18 protein-coding genes are annotated in these 17,123 nt (G+C 69.4%); 7 read left to right on the forward strand and 11 right to left on the reverse strand.

Annotated features, from left to right (window positions below; all coding sequences use genetic code 11):
• Positions 1-310 (reverse strand): hypothetical protein (locus ACSDR0_RS45425; RefSeq protein WP_435295189.1); only part of this gene is annotated, 310 nt, incomplete at its 3' end.
• A 166-nt stretch (positions 311-476) separates the two neighbouring features.
• On the opposite strand from ACSDR0_RS45425, the gene ACSDR0_RS45430 reads away from it, so the two are divergent.
• A complete protein-coding gene (locus ACSDR0_RS45430; protein WP_435295190.1) occupies positions 477-902 on the forward strand; it encodes a hypothetical protein in 426 nt (141 codons plus the stop codon).
• Positions 903-1,091: 189 nt separating this feature from the next.
• Here the strand turns inward: ACSDR0_RS45430 and ACSDR0_RS45435 are convergent, their stop codons facing one another.
• Positions 1,092-1,247, reverse strand: a complete 156-nt coding sequence (locus tag ACSDR0_RS45435; RefSeq protein ID WP_435295191.1) for a hypothetical protein — start codon at positions 1,245-1,247, stop codon at positions 1,092-1,094.
• A gap of 44 nt (positions 1,248-1,291) precedes the next feature.
• On the opposite strand from ACSDR0_RS45435, the gene ACSDR0_RS45440 reads away from it, so the two are divergent.
• On the forward strand, positions 1,292-1,648 hold the full coding sequence (locus ACSDR0_RS45440; RefSeq protein ID WP_435295206.1) for a group II intron reverse transcriptase/maturase: 357 nt from the start codon (positions 1,292-1,294) through the stop codon (positions 1,646-1,648).
• 64 nt (positions 1,649-1,712) lie between these two features.
• On the forward strand, positions 1,713-3,698 hold the full coding sequence (locus tag ACSDR0_RS45445) for a hypothetical protein (RefSeq protein ID WP_435295192.1): 1,986 nt from the start codon (positions 1,713-1,715) through the stop codon (positions 3,696-3,698).
• Here the strand turns inward: ACSDR0_RS45445 and ACSDR0_RS45450 are convergent.
• A complete protein-coding gene (locus ACSDR0_RS45450) occupies positions 3,677-4,048 on the reverse strand; it encodes a hypothetical protein (RefSeq protein WP_435295193.1) in 372 nt (123 codons plus the stop codon). The genes ACSDR0_RS45445 and ACSDR0_RS45450 overlap by 22 nt on opposite strands.
• A 72-nt stretch (positions 4,049-4,120) precedes the next feature.
• Here ACSDR0_RS45450 and ACSDR0_RS45455 point away from each other — a divergent pair, with 72 nt between their 5' ends.
• The 3 genes from ACSDR0_RS45455 (at position 4,121) to ACSDR0_RS45465 (ending at position 6,930) form a co-directional block, all read left to right on the forward strand.
• Positions 4,121-5,140 (forward strand): hypothetical protein, encoded by a 1,020-nt coding sequence (locus tag ACSDR0_RS45455; RefSeq protein WP_435295194.1) that lies wholly within the window; start codon positions 4,121-4,123, stop codon positions 5,138-5,140.
• A 309-nt stretch (positions 5,141-5,449) separates the two neighbouring features.
• Positions 5,450-6,199 (forward strand): amidohydrolase family protein, encoded by a 750-nt coding sequence (locus ACSDR0_RS45460; RefSeq protein ID WP_435295195.1) that lies wholly within the window; start codon positions 5,450-5,452, stop codon positions 6,197-6,199.
• Positions 6,196-6,930, forward strand: coding sequence for an amidohydrolase family protein (locus ACSDR0_RS45465; protein WP_435295196.1), 735 nt, complete (start codon positions 6,196-6,198; stop codon positions 6,928-6,930). Before ACSDR0_RS45460 ends, ACSDR0_RS45465 begins: the two co-directional genes overlap by 4 nt.
• A gap of 7 nt (positions 6,931-6,937) precedes the next feature.
• On the opposite strand, the gene ACSDR0_RS45470 is transcribed toward ACSDR0_RS45465, so the two are convergent.
• The 5 genes from ACSDR0_RS45470 to ACSDR0_RS45490 form a co-directional block, all read right to left on the reverse strand.
• Positions 6,938-7,918 carry a dihydrodipicolinate synthase family protein gene (locus ACSDR0_RS45470; RefSeq protein WP_435295197.1) on the reverse strand — a complete coding sequence of 327 codons (981 nt, stop codon included), beginning with the start codon at positions 7,916-7,918 and terminating at the stop codon, positions 6,938-6,940.
• A gap of 10 nt (positions 7,919-7,928) precedes the next feature.
• Entirely contained in the window at positions 7,929-8,792 is an 864-nt protein-coding gene (locus ACSDR0_RS45475) for a carbohydrate ABC transporter permease (RefSeq protein ID WP_435295198.1), read from the reverse strand.
• Positions 8,789-9,655, reverse strand: a complete 867-nt coding sequence (locus tag ACSDR0_RS45480) for a carbohydrate ABC transporter permease (RefSeq protein WP_435295199.1) — start codon at positions 9,653-9,655, stop codon at positions 8,789-8,791. Before ACSDR0_RS45480 ends, ACSDR0_RS45475 begins: the two co-directional genes overlap by 4 nt.
• Positions 9,656-9,709: 54 nt before the next feature.
• On the reverse strand, positions 9,710-10,957 hold the full coding sequence (locus ACSDR0_RS45485) for an extracellular solute-binding protein (protein ID WP_435295200.1): 1,248 nt from the start codon (positions 10,955-10,957) through the stop codon (positions 9,710-9,712).
• A gap of 75 nt (positions 10,958-11,032) precedes the next feature.
• Positions 11,033-12,202 carry a DegT/DnrJ/EryC1/StrS family aminotransferase gene (locus ACSDR0_RS45490; RefSeq protein ID WP_435295201.1) on the reverse strand — a complete coding sequence of 390 codons (1,170 nt, stop codon included), beginning with the start codon at positions 12,200-12,202 and terminating at the stop codon, positions 11,033-11,035.
• 62 nt (positions 12,203-12,264) lie between these two features.
• On the opposite strand from ACSDR0_RS45490, the gene ACSDR0_RS45495 reads away from it, so the two are divergent.
• Complete coding sequence (locus tag ACSDR0_RS45495) at positions 12,265-13,470, forward strand: hypothetical protein (protein WP_435295202.1); 1,206 nt, start codon at positions 12,265-12,267, stop codon at positions 13,468-13,470.
• Here the strand turns inward: ACSDR0_RS45495 and ACSDR0_RS45500 are convergent.
• The 3 genes from ACSDR0_RS45500 to ACSDR0_RS45510 form a co-directional block, all read right to left on the reverse strand.
• Complete coding sequence (locus ACSDR0_RS45500; RefSeq protein WP_435295203.1) at positions 13,467-14,522, reverse strand: dihydrodipicolinate synthase family protein; 1,056 nt, start codon at positions 14,520-14,522, stop codon at positions 13,467-13,469. The two genes, ACSDR0_RS45495 and ACSDR0_RS45500, sit on opposite strands and share 4 nt — an antisense overlap.
• A gap of 31 nt (positions 14,523-14,553) precedes the next feature.
• Positions 14,554-15,570 carry an NAD-dependent epimerase/dehydratase family protein gene (locus tag ACSDR0_RS45505; protein WP_435295204.1) on the reverse strand — a complete coding sequence of 339 codons (1,017 nt, stop codon included), beginning with the start codon at positions 15,568-15,570 and terminating at the stop codon, positions 14,554-14,556.
• A 92-nt stretch (positions 15,571-15,662) separates the two neighbouring features.
• The gene (locus ACSDR0_RS45510; RefSeq protein WP_435295205.1) at positions 15,663-16,559 is read right to left on the reverse strand and encodes a Gfo/Idh/MocA family protein; all 897 of its coding nucleotides are present in this window, start codon (positions 16,557-16,559) and stop codon (positions 15,663-15,665) included.
• Positions 16,560-17,123: the final 564 nt, after the last annotated feature.

A 17,123-nucleotide genomic window follows, 5' to 3' on the forward strand; every position in this document is an offset into this window, starting at 1 on the left:
CCACCCTTGGGTCTGGGGTCGGCCAACCCTTCCCCCTCGGCCGCGCCGACGTCGCTTTATCTACCTGCTTTAAGGAATGGAGCACTAGGTCACGCCGGATGGCGTTCGTCCACGTGCTCACGTCGTCGCGCTGGTTCACGGCAGGGTCGAACCATTCACGGGCGTCCGGGCCGTCGAACGTCGCGCTCGGGGCCGCGAACCCGCCGCTTCGCGGCGAATCCGGGTCGATCACCCACCAGCAGTCGTGGTCGGGCCACTTGATCGCCACGGTGTGCTCGAACCGGTGCAGACGGATCTTCGGCGGCTCCATGGCTACATCCAACCTCGAAGAACGTGACCGGTGAGGATATTACGCGGCGGAAACGCCTGAAGAAGCGGATGTGTGCATTATTGCGCAGACATCCACCTCGGTCATTGATTCAATGCACCCGACCCTCCGAGAGCACCTCGGGGCGACGATGCGAGGGAGTCCGCTCATGCCCGAGGCCCACCACCGTCCGAAAACCGGCGATGTAGTCGGCCAAGGAGGGGTCCCCTTCGCGATCCTCGAAGCTGGCGGCGGCATCGTCATGGCGCGTTTTCGCACCACCCTTGAACCCCAGGGAGCCGGCTGGGACGACGACGAGGAGACAGACTGGACATTCACACTCGACGGACACGAGTTCGAGGTGATCCCCGGGGACGGCAAGACGAATTCGCTGCCCATAGACGAGCAATGGAACGACCCCGACAGCGACTGCGAGCCGTTGCGGGCCCACATCGTCGGAGAGCACCACATGGTGAAATATCACTACTATAGGGCGAACACCTATGGATCGGTGTCGGGCGATGTCACCCTCGCGTTCGATCTCGACGCCATGACCGTCGCAGTCAGCGCGGACTTGGCCTACGACTTCGACTGAGGGACACCTACCGTCAAGAACGGACGCCTGGAATCGGCGACGCGCCACGCCCCATCCCCCAGGCGACTGCCAGAAGAGCCTGAGCCCAACAGGCCTGACAGGATCGTACCGGTAGTCGATTCCCCTGCTCACCCGTCGTCTCATGCTGACGGCCTTGCTCCTTGGCTTCCGCTTCACCGAGACGGATGGTCACCAGATTCGGCTGTGCTGGGTCGGCACGGCGCCGGGGCTCCCCGACGCTCTGACGGTGGAACCGGTCCGCCAGGTCACCGTGCGCAGCGCGCGCCGTCCGGCGGCGGTCACGATCTGCTGGGCCGAGCGCGGCTTGTCCCGGTAACGCGGCACCGGCCGCCGCCCGGTCCCGCCATAGGCCGGGGCGGTGCGGGGGCATCGTCCAGTACTACCTGCTCGCCAGCGACGTGTTCCGCCTTGACCGGCTGCACTGGGTCATGGAGACGTCGCTGCTCAAGACGCTCGCCGGCAAGCACCGCTCGACCGTGTCGGCCATGGCCAGAAAGCACAAGGCCACGATCGACACGCCGGTCGGGCCACGCAAGTGCATGAAATGCGGGCCTCCTCGTGTGCTGAAGTCACATCACCTCCAAGAGGGTGAACGGGCACTCGCCGGGATGGCCACGGGAATACGCAAACGGCGCAGAGCAGCAGTTGCTCTGCGGGTTACACGATGGACTGCAGTCACGGTCACGCCCCGCTCTCGGGCATCCCTCAAGGTCCTCGAGATCTGATCGTCTCTTGCCAGCGAGCCTTCATGGAATTACGGTCGGGACCGTTAACTAGCAAGGAGGCATCGTGAGGCTTCATCTGGCGTCCCTGGCCGCCGCCCTCTTACTCATTCCCGCTCCCGCCCTGGCCGAGCAGATCGCCCCAGCGGCCCTGGCGGCCCCTCCGGCCGGCTGTGGCTTCCAGAACCTCGGGACGATGCCGCTCGTCGGCGCCACGACCGCGGGCACCGCACTCGATGCCCGCCATCCGGACGGCCCTCGCGTCTACTCGGTGACCTCCAGCGCGTCCGGCCCGGCGCTGCTGGGCATCCGGAACGCGCTCGACGGCACGCTGATCGCCGAGCGGCCGCTGCCGCTCGCGCTGGGCTCGTGGGCGGTCACCGTCGCCCCCGACCACTCGGTCTACGTGGGCTCCTACAACGCCACCGTGGGCGCGATGGGCCGCCTGTTCCGCTACGTCCCGGGCACCGACCAGGTGATCGAGGCGGGCATCGCCGTACCCGGGGAGACCTTCGTCTGGACGGTGGAGGCCAGTCGGGACGGCAGGTTCGTCTACGGCGGCACCTCTCCCACGGGAAAGCTGTTCCGCTATGACGTGGCCAGTGGGCAGACCACCGACCTGGGCAGCCCGATCCCCGGTCAGCAGTTCGTCCGCGACCTGGCGACCAGCGACGACGGTACGCTCTACGTGGGCACCGGCTCCCAGGCCATGAAGATCGCGGTGGTGGGACCGGATGGCGTCACCAAGAAGATCATCGACGCCCCGATCAAGGGCGCCGGCTACGCCTACGACCTCGACGTGGCCGGGCGTTACCTGCTGGTGCGGTTCGTCACCACCACGGCGACCAACCCGATGGGAATCTACGACCTGAAGAAGGGCCGCTGGACGCACGTCATCGACGACGTCGACAGCCTGACCGTGGGCGGCGGTGTGCGCGGGCACGACGCCTATCTCTTCCAGAACGACGAGCTGGTCAAGGTCGACCTGAAGAAGGGCCGGGTAAAGAAGCTGGGCTTCACCGACTTCGGCGACGGCGCCGCGCGCACACTCGGCTGGGTCGGCCGCACTCTGGTCGGCACCGCCTCGACCGGCAAGCTGTGGACCTACGACCTCAAGCGCGGTAAGGCCGCGACGTTCGAGTCAACGCTGAACGGGCAGCCGGTCAGCGTCCGGTCGATGGGCGTCGGCCCCGACGGCCGCGTCTACGGGGGCGGCTTCTTCACCGGCGGCCTGGCCGCCTACGACACCGCGACCGGCCAGTCCCAGTTCTGGCCGAACGTCGGTCAGAGCGAGGGCATCGTCACCCACAAGGGCAAGCTGTACCTCGGTGTCTACCCCGGCGCGCGGATCTACGAGTTCGACGGCACCGAGCCCAAACTGCTGCTCAGCCTGACCGAGCAGGAGCAGGACCGGCCGTTCGCGATGGTCTCGGCGGGCGACCTGCTGGCCTTCGGCACCGTGCCCAAGACAGGCGCGGCGGGTGGCGCGCTCGGCCTCTACGACCCCGCGACCGGCAACACGGTGATCAGGCGGAACATCATCCCCAACCACAGCATCGTCGGCCTGGCCTACCGTGACGGCGTCGTCTACGGCGCGACCTCTGCCTTCGGCGGGCTGGGTCGCCCGCTCGACACCGCCGCATACGTGTTCGCCTACGACATCGCGACCGACACCGTGAAGTGGAAGACCGCGCCCGTGCCCGGTGACCTGGCGCTCGGCTCGATCACCTTCGACGAGACCGGCCATCTGTGGGGCATGACGCCCGACGCGGTGTTCGAGATGGACCCGGCGACCGGCCAGACGCTGCGGACGGCCAAGCACCAGGAATATCCCTGGGCCGCGCAGACGCAGGTCTGGCAGGACACCAACATCGAGGTTCACGCGGGCGCGATCTGGGCCAAGGCCCAGGGCAAGGTCTACAAGGTCGACCGGACGACGCTGGCCTTCAGCCTGATCGCCCGGCCGATCTCCCTCATGGTGAAGGCGCCCGACGGGCACCTCTACCTGTCCCGCAACGAGAACTTCCACACCTACCGGATCTGCGGCTCGTAACGCAGGAGCCTCGGCCCCTCGGCGAAGTAGACGTCCCCGGACCTGTGCACCGCGAGCTGGTGCACAGGTCCTTCCCTCAGTACGGTGTGCCGCCCCGTCAGCGGGTTGAGCGAGAACACCGAGAAGCCCGCGTGCGTGCCGTACAGGGTGAGGTCGCGGGGGTTGTAGACGAGTTGCCCGCCGGCGCTCTTACTGTCGACGCTCCTGCCGGGGTAGTTGAGCAGGACGTCCTGCAACGGCACGCCAAGCTCGGTGATCCTGCCCCGGGCGCGAGCCTCCGCGGGTCCCTGGAGCGTCAGCACGGCGGATGCCGCGACGACGATCGCTAAGAATTTTCTAATTAAGGCCATGGCCGTAAACCTGGAAACAGGTAATCTCGCCGTCAAGGATTAATTTCGGCAACGACCGAATTGGAAAGACTCATGCGTCTACTTCTCCTGCCCCTGCTCCTCCTCCCGTTTTTGGCCGCCCCCGCCCACGCCGCCGCGCTGACTGGCGGCAAGGCCTACTTCGTCGTCGCGCTCGGCCACCTGCGCGCGACCTCGCACTCGAACTGGGTCAGCCTGGGCAGCTACACCTTCGGCACGAACGGCTCGGTCAGCGCCGCCGTCCACCACTGGTCGCAGACCACGCCGGTGCAGCGCACCGGCACCGGTGCCGTGCCGTCGGGTGGCTGCTCGCAGCCGGTCAGCACGCCCAGCCCCACCCTGGTCCGGCCGTGCGAGGTGCTGACCGCCGGCGGGTTCATGGGCGCGCCGAACCGGTCCAGGACGGGCACCTTCGGCGTGGCCGACGGCGTCGTCACCATCAACTGGACCGACACCCAGGGCGGATCCCAGCAGTGGTACGTCACCGACGGCCCCAAGATGGCGGCCCTGACCTACAAGTACGACACCAAGGCCCAGCAGTACGGCCAAGGCTACGGCTTCGGCAGCAACAGCCCCTTCACCGAGCGCCGGGCGATGAGCAGCGTGCGATCCTTCCCCGGCACCCTCAAGCAGGACCTCAGGACCTGGGCGCACGACCAGCTCGGCTCCTCCAGCGGCCAGACCTGGACGCACACCGCCTTCACCACCTGCACCACGACGACCTGGTGCCTGACCTACCGCCAGCCCAACTCCTCCGCCGTCTGCCAGCAGAGCGGCTGCCCCGGCTACGGCGGCACGCCGGGCGGCGGCGGTGACAGCTCGCTGCAGAACTACGTCGTCAAGGTCTCCAGCTACGACCGGCGCGACACCTACTGGCACTGGTGCACCTGCCTGGCCAAGGGGCGTGGCGAATCCTGCTACACGGGCAACTCCCACGTGAAGCCAATGCTGCAGATCCTCGACGACGACGGCGCCTTCCACGGCTGGGTCGGCGTCGAGGCCTCCTTCTCCTCCATCGGCGCCGTCTCCGACGACATGCTCGGCGTCTTCCGCCTCACCCACTTCCGCCCCTGACGAATAGAAAAACCTCCGTCACCGGGCGGCGCCGACCACGACCGGATGCTCGCGAGCCCCCTCCGGGCCGGTCAGCTCCCAGCGGTGACGCTCGGGGCAGAGCCGGACCAGGCGAACACCCCAGCCCAGCACCTCCTCGCCCCTCTCGGGCGCGCCGGATCAGGGCCGCTCCTGGCGAGAGCTCATTTCTGCGCGGTATTTGGTCCCGACTTCAATCGTATAGACAGAAAGCGTCGGCGCCCCTGCCTTGCGACCCGCCAGAGCTGGGGATTATGGTCATGACCGGTATGTGAATGGAAGGATGCCCGGATGACGCCCTTCGATGCCCGGCATCTGGTCGGTGACCTGGTGGTGACGCTCGACGCCGACGTGCTCGGCGGCGCCTACCCCGACCGCGACCTCCCGCCGGAGGAGCCCGCCCCGCGCGTCCTGGCCCGCCACGGCATCACCGCGGGTGCGGTGGCCAGCCTGCGGGCCGCGCTCTTCGACATGGCGTCGGGCAACGATGAGACCCTCGCGTCGGCGACCTCGGCGGGGATCGTGCCCGTCGGCGCCCTCGACCTGCGCGACCCGCTGGGCGCGGTGCGCGAGATGGAACGGCTGGCCGCCCTGGGAATGCGGGCGGTCCGGCTCTTCCCCGACGAGCAGGGTGTCGAGGCGGGCTTCCCCTCGGTGCGGCATGTCGCCGGGCGGGCCGCCGCACTGGATCTGACCGTGCTGACCGGGGGTGACGTGCGCCGGTTCTGGCGGCCGCTCGCCGGTCTCGGCCTGCGGGTCGTCTTCCTCGACACGCACTTCTACCACCTTGGCGACTTCCTCGTGGCCGCCGCCGACGAGCCGGGCTTCCACACCTCGACCCGGCTGCTGAACTCCCCCGACGCGCTGGAAACCGTCGCCGACGAACTCGGCGCCGGACGTCTGCTGTTCGGCTCCCGCACGCCGTACTACGAACCGCTCGTTCCTCTGCTGCGCCTGGCCACCGGCGACCTGAAGCCCGACGAGGTCGCGCTCGTCGCCGGAGGCAACGCCCGCCGCCTGCTTCTCGGAGAACCCGCATGATCATCGATGTGCACGCGCACTGGGGTCCGTGGTTCTTCACCATGGACGTCTCCGGGCTGACGGTCCCTGCCATGAACCGTTACGGGATCGACCTGGCCATCGTGTCGGGCACCGAGGCCGTCATCTACGACGCCCCGGCGGGCAACCGCGCCCTGGCCGCCTACCTGGGCTCCGTGCCCGGCGCCGCCCGCCTGTACGGCTACGTGACTGTCAACCCGCGCCGCCTGGCCGATGCCGAGCGCGACCTGAACGCCTACCTGCCCACCGGCCGGTTCGTCGGCGTGAAGATCCACACCGACTACACCGGCTCCCCCGCCACCTCCCCGCAGCTGCGCGACGCGCTGGCCCTGGTGGCGTCTGCGGGCGTCCCCGCGCTGGTGCACACCTGGGGTGCCTCCGTGCTCGACCTGGCCCAGGCCTGCCTCGACACGCCCGGCCTGCGTGTGATCGCCGGGCACATGGGCGCGGACGGCTACCGGCACGCCATCGAGGCCGCCCGCGCCTGCGACCGCCTCTACCTGGAGCCGTGCTGGTCGCACTTCCCCGCCGGGCGCATCGCGGAGGTCGCCGCCGCCGTGGACCCGGAACGACTGCTGTTCGGCACCGACTCCACGCTCATCGACCCGGCCTCCGCCTTCGGCTCCGTGGCGGCGGCGGGGCTGACCGGCGACGCGGCCGACCTCCTGGCCTGGCGCAACGCCGCCGCGCTCTTCCGCCTCCCGCTCGGCTGAGGGGCGGTCATACCCCGGCGAGCGCGGCCTTCTCCCTCGCCCGCTCGTCCTCTCCCATCGCCGGGCCGTAGCAGTCAAAGGCGTGCGAGCGCGGGACGCGCCCCTCGGCGGCGGCGAGCCACAGCATGCGCTGGACGTAGCCCTCCATCGGCGCGGTGAACGTCGCGGCGGCCAGCCGGTCGAGCAGCGCCGATGCCCGCTCGAACTCCCGCAGGTCGTTCCCGGCGAAGGCGCGCATCACGTCGCGGGTGACGCCCACCCGCGCGGCCGCGATTCCGACCAGCGCCGCCTCGGCGCCCCACAACAGCGATGGGCCGAACATCCGGTCCTCCCCGGTGATCGCCAGCCGTCCCGCCTCGCGGGTGATCCGGATCGCCTCCTGGCATCCCATCGCGTCCGACAGCAGCGCCGTCTTCAGCCCCGCCACCCCGGGGTGGCGGACGATCTCCTCCAGTACGGCGGGCGGGCAGGGCAGCGTGTAGAGGTCAAAGGCGATCATGGGCAGCCCTGCGCCCCGCCAGACGGCGTCGTGCAGGGCGAGCCGGTCCTCGGCGGAGGGGAACACCAGCACGCCGACGGCCCCGAGCGCGGCGGCGACCCGCGCCTCCTCGACGACCCGCTCCGCCGAACCCGGGGACGCGCCCTGGGAGACTGCCAGATCGTCCGGTCGCGCCGTACTCACGGTGACCGTGCCCCCGCCCGTCTGTGCCTCATCAGGGGCGCCGCCGACGCCGACCAGTACCGGCACTCCCAGGGAGACCGCGCGCTCGATCACGGCGGACCGTACCGGCAGGGGCAGGAAGGGGCCGCGGCCGGTGTGGGCGAGCACCGCGAGCCCGTCGGCACCGTCGGCGAGCAGGCTGCGGAAATAGGCCGTCACGAGGTCGAGGTCCACCTCGCCCGAGGCCGTCATGGGGGTGGCCGCCGCGGCGAGCAGCGTGCCGCGCAGTTGCTCCCGCAGCTGCGCGGCCTGTGATGACATCTCCATCTAAGGCACTTTATTTGAGTCCCGTCATCGCGATGCTGTTGACCAGGTAGCGCTGCAGGAGCGCGAACACCAGCAGGCAGGGCAGCACCGACAGCGCGGCGGAGGCCATGAGCACGGACAGCGGCGACCCCTCCGTGCGCATCGACGCCAGCCCCACGGTGAGTGTGCGCATCTCGTCCGACTGCGACATGACGAGCGGCCACAGGAAGTCGTTCCAGTGCCACAGGAACACGAACACCCCGAGCGTGGCCAGGATCGGCTTGGTCAGCGGGATCACGATCTGCCAGTAGATGCGCCACTCGGAGGCCCCGTCGACCTTGGCCGCTTCGAACAGCTCGTCGGGCAAGTCACGGATGAACTGCCGCATGAGGAAGACCGCCTGCGAGTTGGCCAGCGTCGGCACGATCAGTCCCCAGAAGGTGTCCACCCCGCCGAGCTCCGAGATGAGCACGAACATCGGGATCAGCGTCGCCTGGAACGGCACCATGAGCGTCGCGAGAAACGCCCACATCATCGTGTCGCGCCCGGGGAAACGCTTCTTGGCGAAGGCGTACCCGGCCATCGACGCGGTCAGCAAGATGATCACCACGGACGTGAGCGCGTAGATCACCGTGTTGACCGTCCAGCCGACGAACCCGGACGACGACAGCAGCTCCACCATCGTGTCCAGCGACAGCGACTCTGGCCACTGCGCGGGCAGGGTCGGCCTGCCCGGCGGCGACAGCGCCACCACGAACATCACGAAGAACGGGCTGACCGTCATCACCGACGCGAGCGCGAGCAGCACCCACAGAGGCCATCGGAAGGACCTGCTCCGGGCCTTCACCGGCGGCTTCGCGGTCGCGGCGGCAGGCCGGGTGGCGGTGATCGTCATGCGTTCCCCCGATCGAGCAGGCGGCGCTGGAGCAGCGACACGACGAGCACCAACGCGAAGAGCACGATGCCGATCGTGGCCGCGTAGCCGAGGTTGGAGAATTTGAAACCCTGGTCGTACAGGCCGTAGATGAGCGTGTAGCTCGCTCTCGCCGGGCCGCCACCGGTCATCACGTAGATGGTGTCGAACGTCTGGAAGGCGTTGATGGTCTCGATGACGACGACGAAGAACAGGGTGGGTTTGAGCAGCGGCAACGTGATCCGGCGGAACCGCTGCCACGGCCCGGCCCCGTCGACCGTCGCCGCCTCCAGGTAGGAGGCCGGGATCGCCTTGAGCCCGGCGAGCAGGATAAGCATGGAGTAGCCAAAGCCCTTCCACACCGACACCACCGCCAGCGCGGGCAGGACGAGGGAGGACTCCTCCAGGAAGCCGACGGGGCCGAGGTCGAGCTTGCCGAGCAGTCCGTTGATCACCCCGTCGAACTCGTAGATCCACCGCCAGATCACGCCGGCCAGCACGAAGCTGGTGACGTACGGCAGGAAGAGCATGCCCCGGAACAGTCCGCGCATGAAGACGACCGCGTTGAGCAGCAGCGCGGTGCCAAGCGCGATGAGAACGGTCAGGGGCACATAGATCGCGACATAGACCAGCGTGATCCGCAGACTGTCCCAGAACTTCGGGTCGTCGAACAACCGGGCGTAGTTGTCGACGCCGATGAAGTTCCACTCCCCGCCGAGGTTCAGATCGGTCAGGCTCATGCCCCCCGCGCCCAGGACGGGCACGAACCTGAAGACCAGGAAGAGCACCAGCATGGGGAGGACGAACAGCAGACCCGTCATGGGGTCCCGCAAGCGCTGTCGCACAGATTCCCGCCTTTCGCACATAACGGCCCCGCCGGGATAGGGTGGCGAATCGCATCAGCCGCCGTTGGCCAGCAGCGTATTGGCCTCCTTGGCCGCGTCGTCGAGGGCCGTCTTGGAGTCCTTCTTGCCGAGCAGGGCCGCCTGGATCTCCGGCACGATCAGCGCCATCACCTGACGAGCCATCGGGTGGGTGTCACCCGGGAAGGCGTACTCCAGCGACTTGGCGAACTCCTGGGCGACCGGGGAGGCGCCGGGCACGGTCACGTCGGTGCGCGCCGGGAAGAAGCCCGACTCCTTGGCCAGCTCCGCCGAGACCTCCGGCGAGGACAGGAAGGCGGCGAACTTCTTGGCGGCCTCGGCGTTCGGCGAGTGCTTGGCCAGCACGAGCCCGCCGGGGATGCCGAATGCGACCTTCTTCTTGCTCTCCAGCGGCAGCCCGACGCCGACGTTGTCATCGCCGATGGCCGCGCCGAGCTGGGTGGCCTGCAGCGCGGTGGCGGCGTGGTAGACGGCCGTCTTGCCCGCGGCCAGCGGGCCGCCCTCGATGTCGTTCTTCTTGGTTGCCGCGTTCTCCGGCAGGCCGCCCAGCTTCTGCATGTCGAGGAGGAACTGCAGGGCCTCGACGCCCTCGGGGCCGTTGAAGGCGACGGTCTTGCCGTCGGCGGCGAACACGGTGCCGCCGTTGCCCCACAGCAGCGGGTAGAAGCTCTGGTTCAGATTGATCTCGGGGGCGCCGGGGTAGTCGAGGATCGCGACCTTCTTGGCGGCGAGTTTGGGAGCGGCGGCCTTGAACGCCTCCCAGGTCTGGGGGAACTCGGTCACGCCCGCGTCGGCGAAGGCCTTCTTGTTGTAGATCGGCGCGGTGATGGTCTGGTAGATCGGCACGCCGTAGAGCCTGCCGTCCACGGTCAGCGCGGTGAGGGCGTTGGGCAGGAAGGAGGCCTTGGCGGGGGCCACCACGTCGTCCACCGGGGCGAGCGCGCCCTGCTGGGCGTACTGGGGGATCTGGTCGGGGCCGAGCACGACCAGGTCGAAGCCCTTCTTCGAGGCGAGTGCCGTGGTGATCTTCTCCTGGCGGCCGTCCCAAGGCTGCTGGTCGATCTTGAGGTCGATCGTGGCGTTCTTGGCCTCGAAGTCCTTCTCGACCTTGGTCCAAAACGCCTGGCTCTTGGCCTGGTCCCCGATCACGGGATACATCCATAGCGTCACCGTGCTCTTGTCCGACTCTGAGCCGGAGCCGCCGCATCCGGCGAGTGTGGCTCCCAGGGCCGCCGCGAGGCCGGCGAGTACGACCTTTCTCATCGGAACCTTCCTTTCGTTGACGATATCGATCTTTCGTTGACAATACCGGTCCCGACCGAAATCTAGCGATCACCTTCAGGAAGGGGCAATGCCCGACATCTGAACGTAACGACGGAATCCGTCGGCGATCGCCGCGACGTGGTCGGCGGTGTAGTTCTCGTTCAGGTCCACGATCAGCAGCGTCTCGCCGACCAGCCGGTCCGCCTCGGGGCAGGCGGCAGGCGGCGCCGACAGAGGGAATCTGGACGTGCCGTACATCGGCCCGTCCCACAGCGGCGCCCGGTTGAGCGGTTCGGACAAGTACCCGGCCCGGGCCGGAATTCCGTCGGCCGCCAGCTTGGCGGCGAGCTCGGGCGCTCCCCCGCCAGGCAGGACGACGGGGAAGTACCACCACGCATGCCCGCGCGGGTCGGGCAGGGCGAGGTCGGGCAGCCCCGCCAGCCCCGCCAGCAGCCGCAGCGCCCAGTGCCGCCGGGCGCCCACCACCCTGGGCAGCTTGACCAACTGCGCCCGGGCCACGGCGGCCTGCAGTTCGGTCATCCGGTAGTTGAGCCCGAAGCTCAGGTGGTGCCGCCCGCCGTCACGGTCCCAGCCTTTGTCGGAGAACAGCCGCATCGTCTTGGCCAGCGCGTCGTCGTCGGTGATCACAAGGCCGCCGTCGCCGCACGTGATGTGCTTCCACTGCTGCAGGCTGAAGCAGCCGACCTCGCCGACACCGCCCACCGGCCGCCCGTCGGGCAGCTCGCCCAGCCACGCCTGGGCGCAGTCCTCGATCAGCATGAGTCCGTGCTCGTCGGCGATCGCCCGCAACTCGTCCAGGGCGGCGGGCGCGCCGAAGAGGTGCACCGCCATGATCGCCCGGGTCCGCGGGGTGATCGCGGCCCGCACGGCGGCCGGATCGAGATTTCCGGACAACGGATCAACGTCGGCGAAGACAGGGACCGCGTTCTGCGCCAAGATGGGGGCCACGGTTCCGAAGTCGGTCATGGGCGTCGTGATGATCTCGTCGCCCGGGTCGGGGGCGGCCGCCACGACCGCGAGGTGCAGAGCCGCGGTGCCCGAGCTGCACGCGACAGCGTGCCGGACACCGTACAGCTCGGCCATCTCGCGCTCCAGCGCCTTGGCCTCGGTGCCCCACACGGAGTTGAGCATTCCCGAGCGGATCACTCGCTCGGCGGCGGCCACCTCCTCGTGACCAAGCGTCCTGCCGGCCGTTTCCGCGGCGCTGGGGAATTTCGGAGTCACACAACACCTCGCACGAGATAAAGTAATAGCGGTCTTGACCGTTATTTAGCCAGGAGGCTTCAGTGGGGATCCTCATCGGGGTGGTCGGTCCCCATGATCTGGTCGACGACGTGGCGGCCGTCTGCGAGGAACAGCCGGGGGTGAGCACGCTGCGGCTCGACTACGATCACGAGTCACAGGCGCCCACGATCGTCGAGGCGCACGCGAGCGCGGTGGAGGGGTGGCTGTTCACCGGCATCGTGCCGCACATGCTCGCACACGAGGCCGAAGTTCTCACCCGTCCCGCCGCGTTCGTCGACTACTCGGGCGCGACCCTGCTCAGCGCCCTCGTACGGCTCCAGCACCAGGGCCACGACGTCACCCGCCTGTCCATCGACACCCTGTCGAGTGCCGAGGTGACGGCCACGTTCGCCGAGGCCGGCCTGCCCACCGACGAGCTGCGGGTGTTCCCCTGGCGCAGCGGCATGACCTCGCAGTCGGCCACTGCCTTCCATCGCCGCGGCGGCGACCACGCCGTGATCACCTGCCTCAGCTCGGTGCACGAGGCGTTGCGCGGCAAGCTTCCGGTGCTGCGTCTGGCACCGTCGGTGCACTCGGTTCGCGTCGCCCTGCGCCAGCTCCTGATGTCCGCGGAGGGCCAGGCGCAGGAGGACGCGCAGATCGCGCTGGGCCTGATCGAGCTCGACGGCGAGGAGGGCCTGCTGCGCGAGGCGACCGCGCTGGGCGGCACGCTCGCGGCCTTCCGCGGCGGCATCCACCTGCTGGTCACCACCCGCGGCCCGCTGCACGACGCGACAGGCGGCTTCTCCTGCCTGCCGATGCTGTCGCGGCTGGCCGCCTACAGCCGGGTCGTGCGGGCCGGGTTCGGCCTGGGCCGCAGCGCCGCCGAGGCCGAGAGCCTGGCCCGCAGGGCGCTGGCCAGGGCTCGGCGCATCGGCGACGTGGCCGCGGTGCTGTCGCTGCGGGCCGACACCGACGTCGTGTTGGAGTCGGTCGCCGCGCCCCCGGCAAGCGAGGCGAACCTGCCGGTCCTGGCCCGCCGGGTGGGCCTGTCGGTGGCGACGATGGAGAAGCTGCTGGAGGCGCGGGCGACGGTGGGCGATCAGCCACTGACCACCCGCGAGATCGCCGAGCGGCTCGCGGTGCAGCAGCGCACGGCCCGCCGGATGCTGTATCGCCTGGAGCTGGCCGGGCTGGCCGAACGCACCGGTAACCTTTCCAGCGGCTCCAGCGGCCGCCCGCTGACGCTCTACCGCCTGACCCTTTAGCGCAGCCACCGGTCCAAGCCCTCGGCGACGAACTCGTCGTCGCGTAGCCACGGATAGGCCGCCCAGATCCGGTCGATCTCGGCGAGCTGCCCGGGGGAGAGCTCCTCCTCCGGATCCAGGCACCAGCGCCCGGCCAGCAGCCCCTGGCGACGCAGAACCTCGTGGATACCGGGGATGCAGCCGCGGAAGCCGTGCTCGGCGTCGAAGATGGCGGCGTTGGCGTCGGTAAGGTGCCCATCGAGGGTGAGCAGCCTGCGAACGGCGGCGTCGTCGCCGCCGCGGGCGCGCCGCGCCTCGTCGAGCAGCTCGACCGCCCGCTTCACCCACACCGCCCACTGGCCGAGGAGGCCGCCGACGAACTCGACGTCGACCTCCTTGCCGTCCACGACGACGCGATGCGAGGTGATCAGGTCCGACAGGATGTGGTCGTCGTTGCCGGTGTAGAGCGCCACCTCGCGGGTACGCCCGGCCCTGACCACGCCGTGGAGCACGTCCAGCGTCCGGTAGCGGTTGAACGGGGCGACCTTGATGCCGACGACCGCGTCGATCGAGGCCAGACGCGTCCAGTAGTCGCGGGTCAGCGTCCGGCCGCCGACGGCGGGCTGCAGGTAGAAGCCGATCACCGGCAACACCTCCCCCACCGCGCGGGTCCGCTCGATGAGCTGGTTCTCGTCCAGCTCGCGATGCGGGCTCAGCAGCACCATGTGGTAGCCGAGCGAGGCCGCCGACTCCGCCTCCGCCACCGCCTGCGCGGTGCTCCCGGTCGCGCCCGCCACCAGCACCACCTCGCGCTCGTAGCCGCGGGCGGTCTCGGCGGCCAGCTCCAGCACGGGAGGCAGCAGGCCGGTGCCGTGGATCGCGAACTGGGTGGTGTGCACCCCGACGGCCAGACCGCCCGCCCCCGCCTCGACGTAGTAGCGGGTCAGCGCCCGCTGCCGCCGCTCGTCGAGCCGCCGGTCCTCGGTCAGCGCCAGCGGGTGCGCCGGGATGACCGTGCCCCTGCGGAACAGGTCGTGGATGGAACCATGTCTCTCAGGTGCCGTGCTGAGCACGTACGTTCCCCTTTCACCCTCGTCGATGCGGTCAGAACGCGCCGTCACGGCTCTCGAACTTGGTGGGCTTGCCCAGCAGCGGTCCCCCGTCACCCACCCAGCGGGCGGTGTGCTCGACCAGTTGGGCGAGCGTGAGATCGGGGTAGCCGAACAGACCGTGGCAGCGCGAGGCGTTGGACAGCAGCGCCGTGGGGGCCTCCTCGCCGGTGAAGACCGGCTCCCTGCCCAGCAGACGGCCGAGGTTGGTGGCGGCCTGCCGTACCGAGACCAGCTCGGGTCCGGTCACGTTGAGCACGTACGGCGGGACGGAGGCCAGCAGCAGCGAGCGGAGCGTCACCTCGTTGGCGTAGCCCTGCCAGACCACGTTCGCCTGGCCGGTGGTCACGTCTATGGCCTGTCCGGCGATGATCTTCTGCGCGAGGTCGACCAGCACGCCGTAGCGCATCTCGACGGCGTAGTTGAGCCGGATCAGCGCCGTCGGCGTGCCGCGCTCCTCGGCGAAATGAGTGAGCACACGCTCGCGGCCCAGGCAGCTCATGGCGTAGTCGCCGACCGGCCCGGTGGGCGAGTCCTCGGTGGGACCGCCGGAGGTGACCGGGACGAGCGGGTAGACGTTGCCCGTCGACAGTGCGGCGATCCGGCTGCCCGCGAACCGGTCGGCCACGCGACCGGGCAGGTAGACGTTGGTGAACCAGGTGGCGTGCTCGCGCCCCTGGGTGCCGAACTTGGCCCCGACGAGGAAGACCACGTTGGGCGCGTCGGGCAGCTCCCGCAGCGCGTTCTCGTCGGCGATGTCGGCCGCCACGACCGTGGCGCCCTCGTCGCTGAGTACCTGCGCCAGGCCCCGCTCGGAGAAACGCGACACCGCGATGACGCGCTTGCCGCCTCCGGCCGCCCTGACCCCGTTCAGCGCCAGGCGGACGAGGCTGGGGCCCAGCTTGCCGCCGGCGCCGAGCACCATGATGTCGCCGTCGAGCTTGCTCAGATCCTCGACCAGCCCGTCACGGGGGTGTGACAGGCGTTCTTCCAGCTCTGCGATGGTCCGCACGCGGAACTCCTCATTCTCAGTTACGGTCCAGACCGTAACTGGATGAAAGTTCGGCTGTCAACGCCCGCCCGGCGTGCCGGACGGGCGGGATCCTAGGCGCAGGCCTCGCGGGCGGCCACCAGCGTGCCGAGCACGGCCCTGGTCTGCGCCCAGGGCACCGGACTCGGGGCACCGCCCACCATGGCCAGGAACGCCTCCATGGTGCCCCGGTAGCCCAGGCCGGAGAGGGGGTCGGCGCCGGGCTCCACCACGACCTCGCGGGTGCCGGCACGCGTGTGGACGCCGACCGTGTAAGACTCCTCGTCGGTGACCCCGACAACCTCCACGGCGCCGACGGCGCCGTTGTCCCAGGCCAGCGCCATGACGCCGGTGTCCTCCGACTTCAGAGCGGTGTAGGAGCGGGTGGCGGCGGCCGCCCCGGCCAGCCTCACGGCGGGGCCGAGAAGGGCGACCAGCAGCTCCACGCCGTGCACGCCCATCGTCACCATCGTGCCGCCGCCCACGGCCGGGTCATCCTGCCACGGGTTGTGGCCGCCCGCCCACAGGCCCACGTCGTGCCGTACGGTGGCCCGCACCGAGAGCACCTCCCCGAGGTCCTCGGCCACCAGGGCGGTGAAGGCGGGCGCGAAGCGCAGCACCGAGGTGGACAGCACCAGCTCGGGCCGCGAGGAGGCCGGCACGTCGACGGCGGCGAGCTGGGCGGCGGTCGCGGCGGCTGGCTTGTTGACGAAGCATGGCAGGTCCGCCGCCAGCACCAGGGCGAGCGCGGGAGCCACCCCCGGGTTGGGCACGGTCAACACCACTCCGTCGGGGCGGGCGGCGAGCAGACCGTCCAGCCCGGCGGCGACCTCGGCCCCGGGATGTTCCTCGGTGAAGCGGGCCAGCAGAGCCCGGTCCTCCTCCCACACCATGAGGTCGGCGTGGGAGGCGAGGGTGCGGGCGTCGGTGTAGGGGTGGCTGGTGGCCAGCCCGGCGATGGCGATGCGCACGACGTTCTCCTGGTCGGTGAGGGGTTACCGACCGTACACCTCACGCGGGGAGCACAAACGTGGGCCGTAGTCGGCCGTTGTCGTGGAGGGCGTCCGAAAAGCCGGCGTTCGGGCAGCCGTTCATGCTGGTCGCCGCGATGGGTCGCCGACATGGGAGACCCTCACGTCTGATCCTCGATGCGAGGATTACAGCCCCGGCCGTAAACAACATTGGAACGCTACAGGCACGCCAGAGCGACTCATAAGCCTTGTTAATCCTTGACAGGTCATCGAGCATCGGTTTACGGTCAAGACCGTAAATTTCCTGATCTTGATGTGCGTCGATCGGAAATTCACGGGACACCCCCTACGTCCGCCGTTGACGGTCCCCACTTCCCCGCTACAAGGCCGGCTTCGTCATGTCAGTGGCAATGCGCACGCGCGAGCCGGTGCCAAGGCGATGCCCCCGCCCTCCGGTCAGCAGCAAGAGGAGCAGATGTGAAGGATTTAGGGCCTGTACGGAGTTGAGATCAGCGGGATTCGCCTGCGCGGTAGTCTGCGGTCCTGGTAGGCCATCGCTATGGC

The sequence above is a fragment of the Streptosporangium sp. G11 genome, assembly GCF_051192615.1.
GTDB lineage: Bacteria > Actinomycetota > Actinomycetes > Streptosporangiales > Streptosporangiaceae > Streptosporangium.